Source organism: Nostoc sp. ChiVER01 (assembly GCF_034531155.1).
GTDB lineage: Bacteria > Cyanobacteriota > Cyanobacteriia > Cyanobacteriales > Nostocaceae > Nostoc.
In genome coordinates this window covers 14,552-31,017 of record NZ_JAVRBS010000032.1, presented here as the reverse complement: position 1 = coordinate 31,017, position 16,466 = coordinate 14,552, and the positions used below count along the sequence as shown (strand labels likewise).

17 protein-coding genes and 1 pseudogene are annotated in these 16,466 nt (G+C 38.2%); 11 read left to right on the top strand and 7 right to left on the bottom strand.

Features of this window, described 5'->3' with window-relative positions; all coding sequences use genetic code 11:
• Positions 1-2: 2 nt before the first annotated feature.
• Together RMY00_RS29900 and RMY00_RS29895 are read right to left on the bottom strand one after the other, a co-directional pair.
• Positions 3-146 carry a hypothetical protein gene (locus RMY00_RS29900; RefSeq protein WP_322650998.1) on the bottom strand — a complete coding sequence of 48 codons (144 nt, stop codon included), beginning with the start codon at positions 144-146 and terminating at the stop codon, positions 3-5.
• A 101-nt stretch (positions 147-247) separates the two neighbouring features.
• Complete coding sequence (locus RMY00_RS29895) at positions 248-472, bottom strand: hypothetical protein (protein WP_292736759.1); 225 nt, start codon at positions 470-472, stop codon at positions 248-250.
• Between the two features lie 1,590 nt (positions 473-2,062).
• Here RMY00_RS29895 and RMY00_RS29890 point away from each other — a divergent pair.
• From RMY00_RS29890 to RMY00_RS29875, 4 genes are all read left to right on the top strand, one after another.
• Positions 2,063-3,496 (top strand): BCD family MFS transporter, encoded by a 1,434-nt coding sequence (locus RMY00_RS29890; protein WP_322650997.1) that lies wholly within the window; start codon positions 2,063-2,065, stop codon positions 3,494-3,496.
• Positions 3,497-3,538: 42 nt separating this feature from the next.
• Positions 3,539-4,345: an inositol monophosphatase family protein gene (locus RMY00_RS29885; RefSeq protein WP_322650996.1), complete on the top strand. Its 807-nt coding sequence runs from the start codon at positions 3,539-3,541 to the stop codon at positions 4,343-4,345.
• A gap of 209 nt (positions 4,346-4,554) precedes the next feature.
• Positions 4,555-5,133 carry a hypothetical protein gene (locus RMY00_RS29880; RefSeq protein ID WP_322650995.1) on the top strand — a complete coding sequence of 193 codons (579 nt, stop codon included), beginning with the start codon at positions 4,555-4,557 and terminating at the stop codon, positions 5,131-5,133.
• Positions 5,134-5,235: 102 nt separating this feature from the next.
• A complete protein-coding gene (locus RMY00_RS29875; protein WP_322650994.1) occupies positions 5,236-6,192 on the top strand; it encodes an MDR/zinc-dependent alcohol dehydrogenase-like family protein in 957 nt (318 codons plus the stop codon).
• 3 nt (positions 6,193-6,195) lie between these two features.
• Here the strand turns inward: RMY00_RS29875 and RMY00_RS29870 are convergent, their stop codons facing one another.
• From RMY00_RS29870 to RMY00_RS29850, 5 genes are all read right to left on the bottom strand, one after another.
• Positions 6,196-6,357, bottom strand: a complete 162-nt coding sequence (locus tag RMY00_RS29870; protein ID WP_322650993.1) for a hypothetical protein — start codon at positions 6,355-6,357, stop codon at positions 6,196-6,198.
• Positions 6,358-6,364: 7 nt separating this feature from the next.
• Positions 6,365-6,652, bottom strand: a complete 288-nt coding sequence (locus tag RMY00_RS29865) for a hypothetical protein (RefSeq protein ID WP_100901131.1) — start codon at positions 6,650-6,652, stop codon at positions 6,365-6,367.
• Between the two features lie 83 nt (positions 6,653-6,735).
• Positions 6,736-7,782 carry a chlorophyll synthase ChlG gene (chlG, locus tag RMY00_RS29860; RefSeq protein WP_322650992.1) on the bottom strand — a complete coding sequence of 349 codons (1,047 nt, stop codon included), beginning with the start codon at positions 7,780-7,782 and terminating at the stop codon, positions 6,736-6,738.
• A gap of 91 nt (positions 7,783-7,873) precedes the next feature.
• On the bottom strand, positions 7,874-8,974 hold the full coding sequence (locus RMY00_RS29855) for an ArsA family ATPase (RefSeq protein WP_322650991.1): 1,101 nt from the start codon (positions 8,972-8,974) through the stop codon (positions 7,874-7,876).
• Between the two features lie 122 nt (positions 8,975-9,096).
• On the bottom strand, positions 9,097-9,288 hold the full coding sequence (locus RMY00_RS29850) for a DUF2862 domain-containing protein (RefSeq protein WP_190731483.1): 192 nt from the start codon (positions 9,286-9,288) through the stop codon (positions 9,097-9,099).
• 159 nt (positions 9,289-9,447) lie between these two features.
• On the opposite strand from RMY00_RS29850, the gene RMY00_RS29845 reads away from it, so the two are divergent.
• The 7 genes and pseudogenes from RMY00_RS29845 to RMY00_RS29815 all read left to right on the top strand — a co-directional run bounded on the left by RMY00_RS29845 (position 9,448) and on the right by RMY00_RS29815 (position 16,464).
• Complete coding sequence (locus tag RMY00_RS29845) at positions 9,448-9,573, top strand: hypothetical protein (RefSeq protein ID WP_322650990.1); 126 nt, start codon at positions 9,448-9,450, stop codon at positions 9,571-9,573.
• 65 nt (positions 9,574-9,638) lie between these two features.
• Positions 9,639-10,373, top strand: a pseudogene (locus RMY00_RS29840) (Uma2 family endonuclease).
• 469 nt (positions 10,374-10,842) lie between these two features.
• Positions 10,843-11,910 carry an acyltransferase gene (locus RMY00_RS29835; protein WP_322650989.1) on the top strand — a complete coding sequence of 356 codons (1,068 nt, stop codon included), beginning with the start codon at positions 10,843-10,845 and terminating at the stop codon, positions 11,908-11,910.
• 365 nt (positions 11,911-12,275) lie between these two features.
• Positions 12,276-13,082, top strand: a complete 807-nt coding sequence (locus RMY00_RS29830; RefSeq protein ID WP_322651044.1) for an ABC transporter permease — start codon at positions 12,276-12,278, stop codon at positions 13,080-13,082.
• The gene (locus RMY00_RS29825; protein WP_322650988.1) at positions 13,083-13,814 is read left to right on the top strand and encodes an ABC transporter ATP-binding protein; all 732 of its coding nucleotides are present in this window, start codon (positions 13,083-13,085) and stop codon (positions 13,812-13,814) included.
• Positions 13,815-13,932: 118 nt separating this feature from the next.
• Positions 13,933-15,123, top strand: a complete 1,191-nt coding sequence (locus tag RMY00_RS29820; protein WP_322650987.1) for a glycosyltransferase — start codon at positions 13,933-13,935, stop codon at positions 15,121-15,123.
• 369 nt (positions 15,124-15,492) lie between these two features.
• The gene (locus RMY00_RS29815; protein ID WP_322650986.1) at positions 15,493-16,464 is read left to right on the top strand and encodes a GDP-mannose 4,6-dehydratase; all 972 of its coding nucleotides are present in this window, start codon (positions 15,493-15,495) and stop codon (positions 16,462-16,464) included.
• Positions 16,465-16,466 lie beyond the last annotated feature (2 nt).

Below are 16,466 nucleotides of genomic sequence, written 5' to 3'. Positions count from 1 at the left end.
ATTTACATTTCTTTACTTTTATAGTGTATCGTCATAGACAAGATTGGGTGCGATCGCCACCACTTAGCTGCAAATATTGTGGTGCCGCAGCTATGCCCGTCGTAGACATCGCGTGCATAAAGATTTAAAACCTGAATCAAACGCACATAAACAAGATCCCCGACAACTTTTACGAAGTCGGGTATCTGCGGGCTGCAATTCTCAGAAATCAAATAGGATTGCTATAGTTGAGTGTATTTACTTGTATTTATGAATTAGATGATTTATCCTGCTTGGCTTTTTTGATTAATTCCATGTAGACATTAATCTCACTGATTTCTACGTCATGCTCAACTCTAGTTACTTTCCATCTTTCCTTTTTTAGGTAAACTTCCTCTCCTACTCTGGGAGTAAATTGAAGATCGTAGAATTTTTTGAGAAAATCTTTTTGATTTTCTTCCCATAATATTACTTTGACTGGTTCTTTACTCATTGCCTATGCCTTTTTGATTACTAGATTAAGCTAAGTACTTTGATGACATACATACGGCAAGTTTATCTTACTAATTTGATGGAATAGCGTAGTTAAAACCACATTTTCACATTGATATTTTTATCTGGCTTGATTGTGTCCGATAAAGTTACAGCACAATACCAGAAATTTAATAAAAGTTACGATTAGGTTTACTTCAAAATCTTTTATCAGTCAGGCAGTATTTACTGCTATTTTCAATACAAGTCTATCAACAGTTCAAAAGTGGGAAATTGATCAGAAGTGTCCCAGTGGCAATGCTCTTAAGCTGTTGTATCTAGTTCAATATGTTTGGCTTTGTGGAAAATTGTAGGTTGGGTTAAGCAAACCGCAACCCAACAAAGCCCCGAAATATTGGGTTTCATTCCTCAACCCAACCTCCACATTTCAAGGTTTTTGGCGCTAACCCAAGCGTATTGGTATCTAGTTAAGAAATGCAATACGGTTCAGTTAAGGCTAAAACTGCTTATTGAAGTGAATTTTTTTAACGAATCGCCAAGAACGCCAAGGACGCAGAGAGAAGAAAGAAATTCTTAACTGAACCGTATTGAGTTAAGAAATGGGGATTGAATAGCGTGATTTATTAAGGGGTTAACCCTGGACGATCTGCACTTATAATCAGAGTTTCTCCAAAGCTCAATACTACTAATGATTTACGTTATAAACACAGCGACAGATTACACAGCTACTTGATAAGATGTTTTAGAGTGTCGCACTTCTTCCTTCACAATATTTTGAATAAATATCATTATTGCTACTGATGCGGTTAGTAGTAATAGTTAGTGAAGCTAGAGAAGTGTTTGAAGCTTGGATCACAAAAAATTATGTCTATTCCACAATTTCTTGCTGCTGCTAATAGCATAGCTCAGTTATGGTTTTTTGCTGACGGACAATTTTTAGGATTGCTATCAAGTGACAGATATAAGCCGACGTAGAACAATACATTGATGAAATAATACATAGTTTTAGTATTCCCCAACTCAAGCGAAAATTTAGTTTTCCAGGACGCAGGATAACAATTTTTCAAGGTAGTGAGTGTAGAAGTACTATGTAAACTTTAGAGACTTGAGTCCCATCCTACCAAGTTCCAACTCCGATGAAGTTCTGAACAACTTAATCTGTCATATTTTGACCCGATCCCTTTAGATACCATAAAAAGGCAATTGAGGATTTTAATCAAGCTCTCCTCATTTTGCAAAAATATGACAACAGACATGAAATGTCTATATCTATCTGCTTGACTGTGCGGCAATCTGTTCAAAGAGTAACCCGGGAAAGCGCTTAAAAATTTGATAGTAAATGCAGTCTCGTTTCACTACTTCATCCTAAAATTCTCTCGTTATCCTTAGGCGTAGCCCATCGTAGACATCGCGTATTACAACCAAGCCAAGAAATTAATCCTAACTTGGCTGGAGCATACCCTAATTGAGGTGTATAATCGCTTGCCAAATCGCAACTTTCACTTTTCGTTCGCTGATTTGGAGCAGGTAGGGTTTATCTTTATTTAAAGAGAGAGAGATTAAATCCCATAAACTATACGAAGAAGTAGCTATGGCAAGCGGTGAAGTATTTGATACCAAAACAAAATCCCTATCTGTGCCAAGGGTAAACCTGCTAACTATGTTCCGGTTGGGTTTATTTCAGATGGGGTTGAGCATGATGTCTATTTTGACTCTGGGGGTACTCAACAGAGTCATGATTCAAGAAATAGCAATTCCGGCGACGCTGGTTTCAGTAGTTCTAGCACTGCCTTTATTTGTTGCTCCTTCCCGTGTCTGGTTCGGACAGATTTCCGATGCCAAACCGTTATGGGGTTCCCACCGCACAGCTTATGTTTGGGTGGGCGCGGCAATATTTGCGATCGCAGCATTTTTAGCTGTACAAGTAATGTGGCAGATGAATGTTGCTGGAAATAGTGCAGGTGCTTGGGTATGGACAACCCAAACAATCGGCTGGACAGCACTTTTGGCTTTAGTTTTCGCTGTATACGGTCTAGGAATTTGTGCTAGCGGTACTGCCTTTGCTGCTTTGTTAGTAGATATATCTGAAGAAGATAACCGTTCTAAAGTAGTCGGTGTGGTTTGGTCGATGCTAATGGTGGGGATTATTGTTGGGGCAATTATTAGTGCCAGCTTGCTGAAACAGTTAACGCCAGAAGCAACCATAGAAACCTTACGACCAGCAGTCAACAGATTGTTTTTTATCGTCCCAGCAATTGTATTTGGTTTAGCGATCGTAGCCACATTCGGTGTAGAAAAAAAGTACTCTCAATACTTAACTCGTTCCACTCTGGTAAATCGAGAAGACAGTATTACTCTAGGCAATGCTTGGAAAATATTGACAGCTAGCTCACAGACAGGTATATTTTTCACCTTTTTACTGGTGATGACTATCAGTTTGTTTATGCAAGACCCGATTTTGGAACCTTATGCGGGTCAAGTGTTTAAAATGCCCCTAGCGGAAAGTACCAAATTAAATATTTTTTATGGAACGGGCCTACTAATTGCCTACGGTGTTACAGGGTTTTACATTGTCCCACGTTTGGGTAAGCGCAGAACTGCACGTCTAGGCTGTATGTTGGTAGCATTCTGTACAATATTGCTGGGTATATCAGGATTTACAGCTAATGCAGCAGTTCTCAAACTAGGTTTGTTCTTTTTCGGTTTAGCCGCAGGTTTCTTAACTACAGCAGCAATTAGTTTGATGTTGGATCTTACCGCAGCAGAAGCCGCAGGTACGTTTATTGGGGCATGGGGATTAGCGCAGTCTCTTTCTAGAGGTGTGGCGGTAGTCATTGGAGGTACAGTTTTAGATATTGGACGCAAGTTTTCACCAAACCTAGAGTTAGCTTATGGACTGGTATTCGTTCTAGAAGCTGTAGGAATGGTGCTATCGATTTGGTTTCTAAATCGGGTGAACATCACAGAATTTCAAACAAGTACAAAGCAAGCGATCGCTTCGGTTTTAGAAAGCGATTTAGATTAAACTGTATGGGGCATAGGACAAATGACAAATGACTAATAACTAATGAATGATTTTTGGACAACAATTCTTGATTTTGCCCAAACTACCACTACCAGAGTGGGCAAACAGTTAATGCAAGATTTTGGGAAAGTACAGGCTTCTCAAAAAGCTGATGGTAGTTTGGTGACGCAAGCAGATAAATGGGCAGATCAGGAAATTCGAGATGCGATCGCTTCTAATTTTTCTGGTTACGGCATTTTGAGCGAAGAGAGCGATAAGTTATTTCCCGGTACTGAGTGGTGTTGGGTAATTGACCCTCTAGATGGTACAACGAACTTCACACGCGGCATTCCCATCTGGACAATATCTTTGGGCTTACTGTATCGAGGTACACCAATTTTCGGTTATATTTACGCACCAACGTTGAATCAAGCTTTTCATGGGTTTTGGGCAGGTTCATCTGGGTTAACACCTCCAATAGGAGCATTTCTCAACAACCACCCCATCCACACCAGCATAGATAGTCCCAGCAATAATCACTTTTTTAACCTCTGTTCCCGTAGCACCGCAGCTATCAAAAACGGCTTTCCCTGCAAAATTCGGATGTTGGGTGTGGCTAGCTATAACTTTTTGACGGTTGCTACTGGGGCTACTTTGGGTGGAATTGAGGCGACACCAAAGGTTTGGGACTTAGCAGGGGCTTGGGTAATTATCCAAGCTGCTGGTGGGGTCTGGTCATCGCTTAAATCAGAACCATTTCCATTATTACCGGGAGAAGATTATAGCGATCGCTCTTTTCCCACCCTTGTAGTTAGTCGCCCCGAATTAATTCCGGTATTTCAACCTTTTCTCGAAAGCGTAAAAATTTAATATAATAATTTATTGTGTATCTAAACAGACTAATTTTGTTAACCAGCCTAGCGAACGGCGACATAACCGAAATTGAAGTAAACAAAGTCTTAGTAACACAGAGAAGTAAAGCTGGTAATAATCCTGGTTTTAGTGCAATAACAATGTAGCAACTAATTTAAGTACAGTTGTGCTTCCATCACACTGCTTAACTTAGTATAAATAATTTTATGTTGTCTAATCTAGATTTAATTCGAGAGTTTGTGCAAAACTCTATTCATAAAAAAGAAGTTTTGTTGTCAAATCCTGCTTTGACAGCCCAAACAGTTTATAACACAAACCAACTAATAGCAAAAGCCGAAGGTGTGATTGCCACTGTCCAGCTACTATCTAAGACACTATCTGAATTCTCAATTTCTCCAAAATCATCCCAGTGGGAATTGATAAATCAGGCATTAGCAGAATCTAGTTATCTCCTCAAAGGAGAAGTTGATAGTCGAGGTTTTTATCAGTATCAATACTGCGAAGTTCCCAAAGGATATAAGATGCACTGTACTAAATCTGTGCTTCTATGGCGAGCTTGGTGGAAATATCGCAAGTCTACTTCAAGACTAGGGATTCCGTTGGAACTTCTGGTTAGAAAACGAGATTCATGGTATCCAATTAGAGATTTAATTATTAGCGACGGACTTCTTTATATCAAAACTTTAGGAAGTGAGATAGCGCTTGACTCAGACGATCTGGTTACTTGGTTAAGCAAAGTTGATGCAATCAATATTATTAAAGAAATACCTACTACAGAGACATAGGCATGAGTAAAGGCATAGATTTGTACATGGATAGAACTCATTGATTTGTAAAGATTTTGAAAGTGGTATGACAACGTAATTCGGCAAAGGACATGAAGAGAAATGAAAGGACTTTGGCTCGAAAACAACCAATTGCAGTTACGCACTGATATTCCCATTCCTGAACCACCACAAGGGGAAGCTTTAGTGCGCGTCTTGCGTGCGGGCATCTGTAACACCGATCTAGAACTACTTAAAGGCTACTATCCCTACACTGGTATTTTAGGGCATGAATTTGTCGGTGTTGTTGAACAAGGGCCAGAACACTTAGTTAACCAACGTGTAGTTGGAGAAATCAACGCTGTTTGTGGGCATTGTCGATTTTGTCGTAGTGGACAACCAACTCACTGCGAAAATCGTACAGTTCTTGGTATTGTCAACCGGAATGGAGCCTTTAGTGAATATCTCTGTTTGCCGATAGAGAACTTACATTTAGTACCTGATAATGTGCCAACAGAAGTAGCAACATTTACTGAACCCATAGCAGCAGCTTTGGAAATTCAGCAGCAAGTAGCATTGCATCCAAATGATCGGGTGCTAGTGGTTGGAGATGGCAAACTAGGGCAGTTAGTAGCCCAGACAATTGCCTTAACTGGCTGTGAAATTTTAGCTGTGGGGCGTCATCGAGACAAACTGGCTAATTTAGAGGCACGAAAGATTAAAACGAGTCTAGCCGATACTGTTACAGATGGATATTTTGATATCTCAGTAGAATGTACTGGCAACCCAGAAGGATTTGCGATCGCCCGTCGCGCCCTACGTCCCCGTGGTACATTAGTGCTTAAAAGTACTTATGCAGGAAACCTCAGCCTGGATGTTTCCTCCTTAGTAGTGGATGAAATTACCCTCATCGGCTCCCGTTGTGGCCCCTTTTCCCCAGCTCTCCAGCTACTAGCTACAGGCCAAGTTGATGTGCAACCTCTCATTCATGCTAGTTACCCCCTCATTGAAGGGCTTGCGGCTTTTGAACACGCTCAAAGTCGCGGTGTTTTAAAGATATTGTTAGAGATTGGTCAATAGTGATTAGATATTGGGCATTAGGCATTGGGCATTGGGCATGGTGAAGAGGACTTGGGGACAAGGAGAATTAGGGACAAGGGGAAAGACTTGTTGCAAGTTATCACTTAAGTCACCTTGTCCCCTCATCTCCCCATCTCCCTCATCTCCCCATTCCCTACTCCCCATTCCCCAACTAATATAAATAAGGATTTGTCTTCGGTTGATAGTCCAAACAATGGATTGCTTCTTCTGTATTGGCAATAGATGGGCGTACAGTACACTTAAGACGGTAATTGTCGGTAAAAAATTGGCAACCACTACAGGGGATTTGATGCATTTGTTTGGCTGTAGTTACACTATCTCGCGCCGCCGTCCAAAGACTCAAAACAGCGAGAATTGTTACAGTCCAAGCAACGACAAAGCAAATGGGGACTAAAAAAGGTTGAATCCCATGAATGAGGAAAGATATCAGTTGCAACACAATATGTTTTGATACAGATTAAGAGCTAGAAGTATATTAACTCCTAACTCCTACTTCCTAACTTCTTACTTTGGAAGTATCATTTAAATGCCAGCATGACCCAGCGCTAAACCAGTGACGAGCATTCCTAGAACAAGGAAGGGTTGGGCGCTGGCTTGGTACTTAACATCATTTTTCACGGGGTCACGCAGGAAATACATATCCTGTAATGTTATTTGCGGAATGATTAAGAGTATTAGTATTGTTGCATACAAATTCTCATGGATGCTGACGAGATAAGCAGCTATCAATCCTTGAAATACATCAATAGTGACTACACAAATCCATGCCGCAGTGGTGATGCCAAACATTACAGGTAGTGAATTTAATCCTAGCTGGCGATCGCCTTCTACACTCTTAAAATCATTGACGATAGCAATGCCTAATCCAGCCAAGCTGTAGAACATCGTCAAAATTACGATTGTGGAATTGAGATCGCCAAACAAAGCGTGTCCTGTAGACCAAGGTAGGGTGATATAACTTGCACCCAAGGCGTAGCTACCTAGCCAGCCGTTTTGCTTGAGTTTCAGAGGAGGTGCAGAATAAATGTAGGCGATGAAAGAACCGATAATTGCGATTGCTGTAATTGTCGGGAATTCATGACCAGACCACACATCAAGCGCAAATGCCAAAGCAATACCAGCAATTAGTAGTACCCAAATCTGAATAATTACTTGGGTTAAGGGAATTGCCCCAGAAGGAATCGGACGATAGGGTTCATTGATGGCATCGATTTCACGATCGTAGTAATCATTGAGGATTTGGGTGTAACCTGTCATTAATGGCCCAGCTAGCAGCATACAGGTTGCTACCTTCAACACATTTTCCAGTGTCCAAGTATAGTTACCAGAAGAAGCCGCACCACAGACAACACCCCAAATTAGGGGAATCCAGGTAATCGGCTTCATTAGCTGCAAACGAATTTTCCAAATTGAAGTTTCCCCTGAAGCTGCACCTTTCATCCCCAACAGTTGCCTAGTTTTCGCGCTGCGATCGGCAGATGCGTTTGCTTGCTCATTGGAATCATTTACCACTGAGTCTAATGCCTCAGCTGGGTTAGGGTCTGGGGTAATGGGAGTTGATTCTGACATAAAGCGTATTTTTTTAGAGTGAGGAGTTAGGAGTTAAAAGTTATGAATTATTGTTTTATTCTTAACTCCTCACTCCTAACTCCTAACTAAATTAAAACGAAATTATCAAATAATTATTTTGAAACTTTGCTCCAGCAACAGGTCTGCCACTGAGAGCCGGAGGTAAGGGAATATTTCGTCGCTGATCTCCTGCTTCTACTGTGACTTCTGGCCCATATTGGGTGAGTTTTACTTGCTTTTTGTCAAACCCTGGCAAGAATAAACGTACTTGACGATTGTGGATGTCTATTTCAATTGGTTTGGGAGCCTGTAGAGCTTGTGCTTCAAAGTTGGGTAAAGCGTCTATTAGTGGTTGCCAGTCACCTGTGGGCGAGTCAGGAACGACACTTACAGGTAGAGGGATAAATTCCTCCGATAGGTTGGTACTTGCCTCAGTAGACACAAGCAGAACACCACCAACAGTTAAACCAATTTGTTGAGCACTACCCCATAGATAACGAGCATTTGCTACCTCAATGGGATCTCCTGTGGTAACTAAGAAAGCAGCGAGACGCTTGGGATCAGCAAGAGCGGCTCTCCCCTTTTCCAAGAAATTATTGACTTGGTTAGTGGGTGCTGCAAAGTTATCTGCTGTCCAATTGATATTGAAAAAGCTGCTAATGAGCGGCTGAATCAAGGGCGATTCAGTAATTGTTTTCCCCAAATCGGAGTTGACAAACAATTGCCTAAATCGCCGGATATACCAACTGAGAGATTCTGGCAAACCCAACATTCGTAACGTTAAAGAGTCGCCCGTGCCATCGTAGACGAGCGCATCATATTTGCCACTGGCATCATATTCGCGGATAGCATTCAAGGCGAGGGCATTGTCCATTCCCGGCAATGCTACCAGTTCTTGACCAAAAACGTCTTTGAATATGGGCGTGCGAAGATATTGCGCTTCAAGTTTCTTCACTTCGTCCCAGTTGCGTTCTAGTAGTACAGATGCTTGAAACTGGACTACTTGTAAATTGGGAGCGATTTCCTGGGGATCAGCAGCAATGGAACTACCAAGCAGAATTGACAATGTTGGTTCTGCTTGTCCTGCTAGAAGTACGCGCTTGCCTTGACTTGCCAATAATTTGGCGGCGGCGATCGCAATTTTGGTACGAGCGGTGCCGCCTTTACCCAAAAATGTCAATATTAGAGCCATTACTTGATTCCTATTTTCACCGCCGATCTTTTCAACTCCAACTTAGCATTCAACAAAGAATCTCAGCCTGTGCTTTAAGTTTCAGATTCCTAGAAAACCAGGTTCTAATTCCTCTACAGTAGTTACACAGGTTTAATTTCATCTTCAAAAAACCAAGTAGAAGTATTATCGTCGAACATCACTACTACACCAATTCCACGACCATCAGTGACTTTGTAGCCTTGGATAATACCCACTTGCCCGAGTTTTTTAACAACAGGGGCAGAAACGCGATCGCGCAAGCGAAAGACTTTAACCTTTTGTCCGATTTCCATGCCTAATTACAATTCAGATAAACCAAGTCTCAGTGTAGCGGAATCCGTGACTCTGCTCTCACAAATTCAGTAGAGATGGGGAAGAAAATTCCAAATTTCTAATTTCTAACTCCTGACCTAACAGCTTAAAATTAAATCAACAATCAAACAGGTACAACGATGATGTTTGTCACAGCGCAACAGGCAGAACAGCAGATGCCCGATGCAACTCGGTTATTAAGTGATGAGCCAGAGATGGAAACTTCGTTGTATTGGAACAAGAACAGCTACTTTGACAACAGTTAGTGGAACATTTGCGATCATTAGGAGTTAACCCAGATAGCTTGAGTTAAGCAACAAAGGTAGCAGTCATGTATCAAACAGATCCACCCCGTCCGCCACAAGAAACTATGCCTACAATGTATGATTTACCCAGTGAATTAGTAGGGGAATCAGGTTTGCCAGATGAATTTCACCGCATTCAAGCGGATTTGCTCAGTGAGACTTGTCAGCCTCTGACTTATCCATCTGAGGAAATTTTACTTGCTAGCGACTTGAATCTTTACTACGACCCCCGCCATACTTTGTGGTACAAGCGTCCTGATTGTTATATGGTTTTAGGAGTACCTAGTGCTAGTTAACAGCAAGACCTACGTTTAAGTTACGTCATTTGGCAAGAGGGGATTGATCCGTTTTTAGTAGTTGAATTACTTTCACCAGGTACAGAACAAGAAGACTTAGGAAAAACACTGCGAGAAGTCAACCGACCCCCAACAAAGTGGGAAGTATATGAACGCATTTTGCGGGTTCCCTACTATGTTGTCTACGATTGCTATGAAAATCGTTTGCGTGCCTTTCAACTTATAGGCACTCGCTACGAGGCAATATCTTTACCAGAGAACCGCTTATGGCTGGAAGAGTTAGAGCTAGGATTGGGCCTTTGGCAAGGTTCTTATCAGGAGACAACAGGTTTGTGGTTGCGTTGGTATAATGCAGCAGGTTAGGTACCAACGCGAGGAGAAAAAGCTGAACAAGAATATCAACGAGCAGAACGATTGGCGGAGTATTTGCGATCGCAGGGAATTGATCCAAACAACCTACCGTAGTAAAAGACCGCCATAACTACAACCCTCAAAATAGTAAATACTAACATCGAATATCTCTGTTGAGACGTTATCTTGGCAGAATTCTACCTGTATCTTTACGCGATTATCACCACACTATAAGTTATTAAACAATACCTAGCAGGCAAACAAACTACAGTTTTAGCAGACCAATTTTTTATTATGTTCAAGGTTTTCCTAAATTAAGAGTTGCATCAGATATGATGATAATTTTTGATGTACTGCTTGCGGTTCGGGATAGTTATATAGTTTGGAAATAAGGACAAGTTGCTCAGGTGGTATCTGAAATAACTTCTCAAGTAACTCAAAAATAAGACCAAAAGCAAAATAAATATATTTATGAACAATTAAGGATTTTAAAATATTAGTTATTTTAGCCCAAGAATTTTTTAGTAATAATTACTACAGTTTCATTAGGCTTATTAAGGATTATTTTACTTTTGTAACTTTTATGCAAAAAAAAAGAATTATTGTTTTAGATTATTTGCGTGGTATAGGTTCTGTGGCTGTTGTTTTAGGGCATTTTTATTCTGTTGTAGAAACTAAATCCCCAAATATTAATTATCATAGTATTTTGTATACTTTTAAAGATTTTTATCCATTTATTGCTGTACATGTATTTTTTTTAATTTCAGGTTTTGTCGTTCCAAAATCATACGAAAATGATGGTTCCATTCAAAACTTTTTTATAAAACGTATTTTTAGAATTTATCCTTCATACGTTTTTGCATTGATTGTAACAAGATTAGTTAATAATTTATTTTTAATAGAACCTTTTATTGGTACTAGACAATTTATTTTAAATCTCTTATTTTTACAAGATTTACTAGATTCTAAGGCTATTATTCCTGTTGTTTGGACTCTTTTAATTGAATGGAAATTTTATTTTCTAGTACCTGTTTTGAATCTATCAATTAAGACACAGTACAGCAGCTTGTTTAGTTACTTTGCTTGTTCTATTTTTGTTTTTTCATGGTGTATAATTCCTCTCAACTTAATTCAGTATATAGATACCAAAATTCATGTATTAGCAGTTTTATGCAATATTTTAACTGATCAGTCTCCGCATTTATTGATTATTTTACTTGGAACCGTATTGGCGAAAGGGTATTTAGAACTATGGTGTAGAAAGACAGCAGCTATTGTTTCTTTAATAACTATTTGTGCAATTTTCTTTGCATTTTTCAGGTTGTATCTTAAGTATAAACCTTCTGAGGTTGTGTTTGTTCATTTAAATAGCTTTATCTGGGCATTTTGTATCTTCAATTTTTCTTATTTCCTTCGAGAAAAAATACCTTATTTATCTTTTTTTAAGTGGCTTGGAGATATTAGTTATTCTCTTTATATTATCCATTTGACTTTGGGTAAATATGTGTTATCTTTTACCATTAATTACATTCCCAACTATCCAACAAGTGCTATTTGCATAGCATTGTGCTTATGCTTGCTTCTTTCACATTTTATACATGTTCTAATTGAAATAAGGTTTATACAATATGCAAAAAAGCTTACTGCATAACGATCAAAAATCTATAATTTATGTACAGACCGTAATAATACTTAAATTATCAAAGTTTAAAGTATTTTTAACGACTAAGAATAAGATATGGTAGTCTGAATACATTGAAGAAGCTTACCGTTCGTGCAACGTCTTGTAGAGTAAGGTACTACTAGAAAAATTTATCTATCGAAAATAAATAGCTAAGACAAGCGTGAAGTCGAATGGGCAATGGCAGTCAAAACATTTCTCTGTAGATATAAACCTAAAGTAATTATGGCGCTCCTTATCGATTTAAAATCAGCCTTTAGTGGTAAGCTAATATGTCAAAGTGCGCTCCAATGGTATAAAATGCGCGAATAACTTGCCTGTTGTGGTTTTTGAAAATGATACTTTCGCTTAAAAGTAATTTAACTTGGTTGCAGGCACACCGTTATTCGGAGTTGCTACACGTTCTGGTATCGCGAAATCTTAAAGTACGTTATCGCGGATCGTTTTTAGGTGTATATTGGTCACTGTTAAACCCATTGATCATGACAGGTCTGTATACCGCGATTTTTGGGGCTACCTTTGCATCATATTACAAAAATTCCATACTTAATTATATGTTGGCAGCGTTAACGGGACTGGTAGTAATCAATTTTTTCTCAGCTTCTACTTCCCAAGCTTTAAGTAGTGTAGTGGCAAATGGCTCACTGTTAAACAAAATTCGTTTGCCAGTAAGTGTTTTTCCAGTATCAATGATTGCAGCAAATGTATTTCAGTTTGCTGTTGGAACATTACCATTACTGGTGGTAATGACTTTGATCAATACTAAGAGTTTAGTAAATTTAGTAGGGCTATTTTTTCCCTTCCTGTCATTAGTTTTAGTTTCTATGGGAGTCGGATTTATAATGAGCGCTTTATATGTATTTTTTAGAGATTTACCTTATTTCTATGAGTTAATTTCCTTTATGATTTGGATTAGTAGTCCTGTATTTTATCCATCTGCTATTGTTCCACCCCAGGTAAAGCCGTTTTTAAGATTAAACCCATTAGCACCTATTATTGAAAGTCTGCGTCAGATTACATTATCAGGAGCGCCACCTGACTGGAGTTTAGTTTGGGGTGCTTTGCTTAGTGGCATCATTATTTTGTCAATCGGATGGACTTGTTTTCACTTGTGGCGGCATCAATTTATGGATTTACTGTAAATGGAAGTAATTCGTCTGGAAAAAGTTTCGCTGTGGCGACGAACTCAAGAAGAGTTTTCTTATGACCTCAAAAAAACAGTGCTATCTGTCTTAGAAGGTAAATATCGCAAACCTGTAAAGAAAATAGTACTAAATAATATTGATTTGGTAGTCGAAAAAGGAGAAAAAATAGGTATTATTGGAGCCAATGGATCTGGAAAATCAACGTTACTGAAAATAATTTCAGGGATTCTTCGACCAACTACAGGATTAGCACGAGTTCGCGGCAAAATAGCACCATTAATTGAGCTAGGAGCAGGATTTGATCCAGAAATTTCTGTAATGGACAATATTATGCTTTATGGAGTACTGCTGGGATTTTCTAGGGCAGAAATGAGAGAGAGAGCTTATTCTATTTTAGAATTTGCAGATCTCCATGATTATGCATTAGTTCCAGTTAAGGGTCTATCTTCAGGTATGGTAGCACGATTAGGTTTTGCTATTGCTACTGATGTACAGCCAGACATTTTGATTTTAGATGAAGTACTATCAGTTGGAGATGAAAGTTTTAAGAATAAATGTAAGCGAAGAATAGAAAACCTTTGGAATGCAAATGCGACTGTATTGGTAGTATCCCATGATTTAAATTTTATAGAGCAGGGTTGTAAAAAAGTTATTTGGTTAGATAAAGGGATAATTAAATTTATGGGAAATGGAGATGATGCTATCAAACTTTATTTGAATATGAACTAGTGTGAATAAAATCTCAGTTAAATAATTTAATATTGATAATAAATAATGTTAAGATATGCTAATATATGGAGATTTTATAAAAATTATCATACATATTAAAATTAAAGGAGATAAGTAAATGAGAATTGCTCAAATTAGCACTTGGGATGTTGCTTGTGGTATTGCTGGGTATACTAAAGGATTAGTTAATGGAATTTTACAGCATGGTATTACTTGTACAGTAGTACCAATTGAAGAGCAAAAGCTGAAGTATATGACTAGAGGTGAAATTAAAGAATATTTTAACTCTTATAGTAGACAATTAATTGACTATGACATAATTCATATTCAACATGAATTTAGTTTTTTTGCTGGTTCTTATGGATTGAACGGCTCAATTACAAATTTCAATAGCTTTTTAAAAGGAATACTAAATCTAAATAAAAAAGTATTTGTTACTTTTCATACAGAACCATCTTTTTTACTAGAACCTTCTTATGGTTTAACTGGTTTTGGCAAGAAAATTGTTAGAAAATTACAGTGGGAATATTACATGTCTTCTTTATTTAATTTTAAAAATCAATTAAATGCTATTGTTCACACTAAAAAAACGCGTCGAATTTTTTTAGATAGTGGCTTTGCAGACAACTCCGTTCACATTATTAAGCAGGGAGTTACATTTTCACATACACATAATATAAATAAAATAAACGGTGCTGAGAAAATTGCTTTAAAAAAGAAATTAGGCTTTCCTGATGAAGCTATTATTCTTTCGATGTTTGGATTTATATCTACCTATAAAGGTTATAAAACAGCATTAAATGCACTAAAAAGTTTACCAGAAAATTATTACTTGGTGATTACAGGAACTTCTCACCCTAATTCTACTGATAATGCTCTGGATGAAATAGTTCAATTTATTAATAAATACCAAAAACACAAAAACCTTGGAAGTCGTATAAAGTTAACAGGATATTTAGAATTTGAAGATTTGCGTAGTTATTATGATATAACTGATTTTTGTTTGGCTCCATATGAACCTACTACAATATTATCGTCGTCAGCTGCCCTTACTTGGGCTTTATCATCAGGTAAACCTGTTATAGCTAGTAAAATTGCCTCTTTTGAAGAATTGAATGAGGAAGCTAACTGTCTACATTTGTTTACACCAGGTGCTCCTGGAGAATTAGCTTATAAAATTCAAAATTTAACTTTATCTACTGAGCTAAATCAACAATTAGTTGCTAATGGCTTAATTTACTGCGAAGCTAATCAATGGCTTAATATTGCGAAAAAGCATTTAGAAATATATGAGGGAAGAAAATTTTAGTTGTTCTAACTCTTATTTTATACTATAACATTAAAATTTAGGTTTTATGGGAAAGCATTAAAATCTGAAAACCCACTCTTTTTAGAGAATCTTATCAACCCATTTATTAAAATAGTTTATAAAAGGATCGATAGAGTTAATTAACTTAATATTTATAGGTACGCATATCGTAATTAGTTATTCACTTTATTCTTAGTAATATTTTATTTTTTACTTCTTGATTTAAGTTAATAAAACTTTATTTTAGTAATTATGTATAAAAGTTGCATTTAATTGTTATAAGAGTAAATTTATGTATAACCATAGTTTTTTTGTACAGATGATATTTATTCTGTTTTTATATAATTTATTGTGATTTATTCAAAATCTATGATGAAAAAAGCTTTAATCACAGGACTAACTGGACAAGACGGTTCTTATCTTGCTGAACTACTACTAATCAAAGGCTATCATGTATTCGGCTTAGTCCGCCGTTCAAGTTCCAGTAATCTTGAGCGCATCAATCACCTTTCTAGTCATATCGAAATCCTTTCTGGTGACCTTTTAGATCAATCATCATTAATGGATGTAATTACAGAAGCTCAACCTGACGAAATTTATAACCTTGCTTCACAAAGCTATGTTCCTCTCTCTTGGACACAACCAGCGCTCACAGCTGAGTACACAGCCCTTGGTGTTTCTCGCCTTTTAGAATCTATCCGGCGCTGTAAACCAGATGCTCGATTCTACCAAGCATCTAGTAGTGAAGTTTTTGGTCAACCTGATGAATCACCTCAGACCGAACGTACTGCTTTTCGTCCGCGTAACCCTTACGGTGTTGCCAAAGCATATGCTCATTGGATGACTGTCAACTATCGGCAGAAATACAACCTTTACAACTGTTGTGGTATTACTTATACTCACGAATCGCCTCGACGTGGGACAGAATTTGTATTTCGCAAAATCACGCACGCAGCTGCCCAAGTTAAATTAGGTTTGGCAAATGAATTAAAATTAGGCAACCTAGATGCCCGTCGTGATTGGTGCTATGCCAAGGATGCTGTTTACGCTATGTGGCTGATGTTGCAGCAAGCACAACCTGATGACTATATTATCGCTAGTGGTGAAACTCACTCTGTTAGAGAACTCGTTGAGTGTGCTTTTAACTGCGTTGGTCTAAACTGGCAAGATTATGTCTCAGTTGACCCTGCTTTTTATCGCTCTGACGAAGCAGTGCAGTTAGTTGGTTCCATAAATAAAATTAAGACGGGGTTAGGTTGGCAGCCTCAGCACTCCTTTGAGCAATTGGTGGAGTTAATGGTTGATTATGATTTAAAAAAGTTGAGCAACGGCGGAGCTTAAAC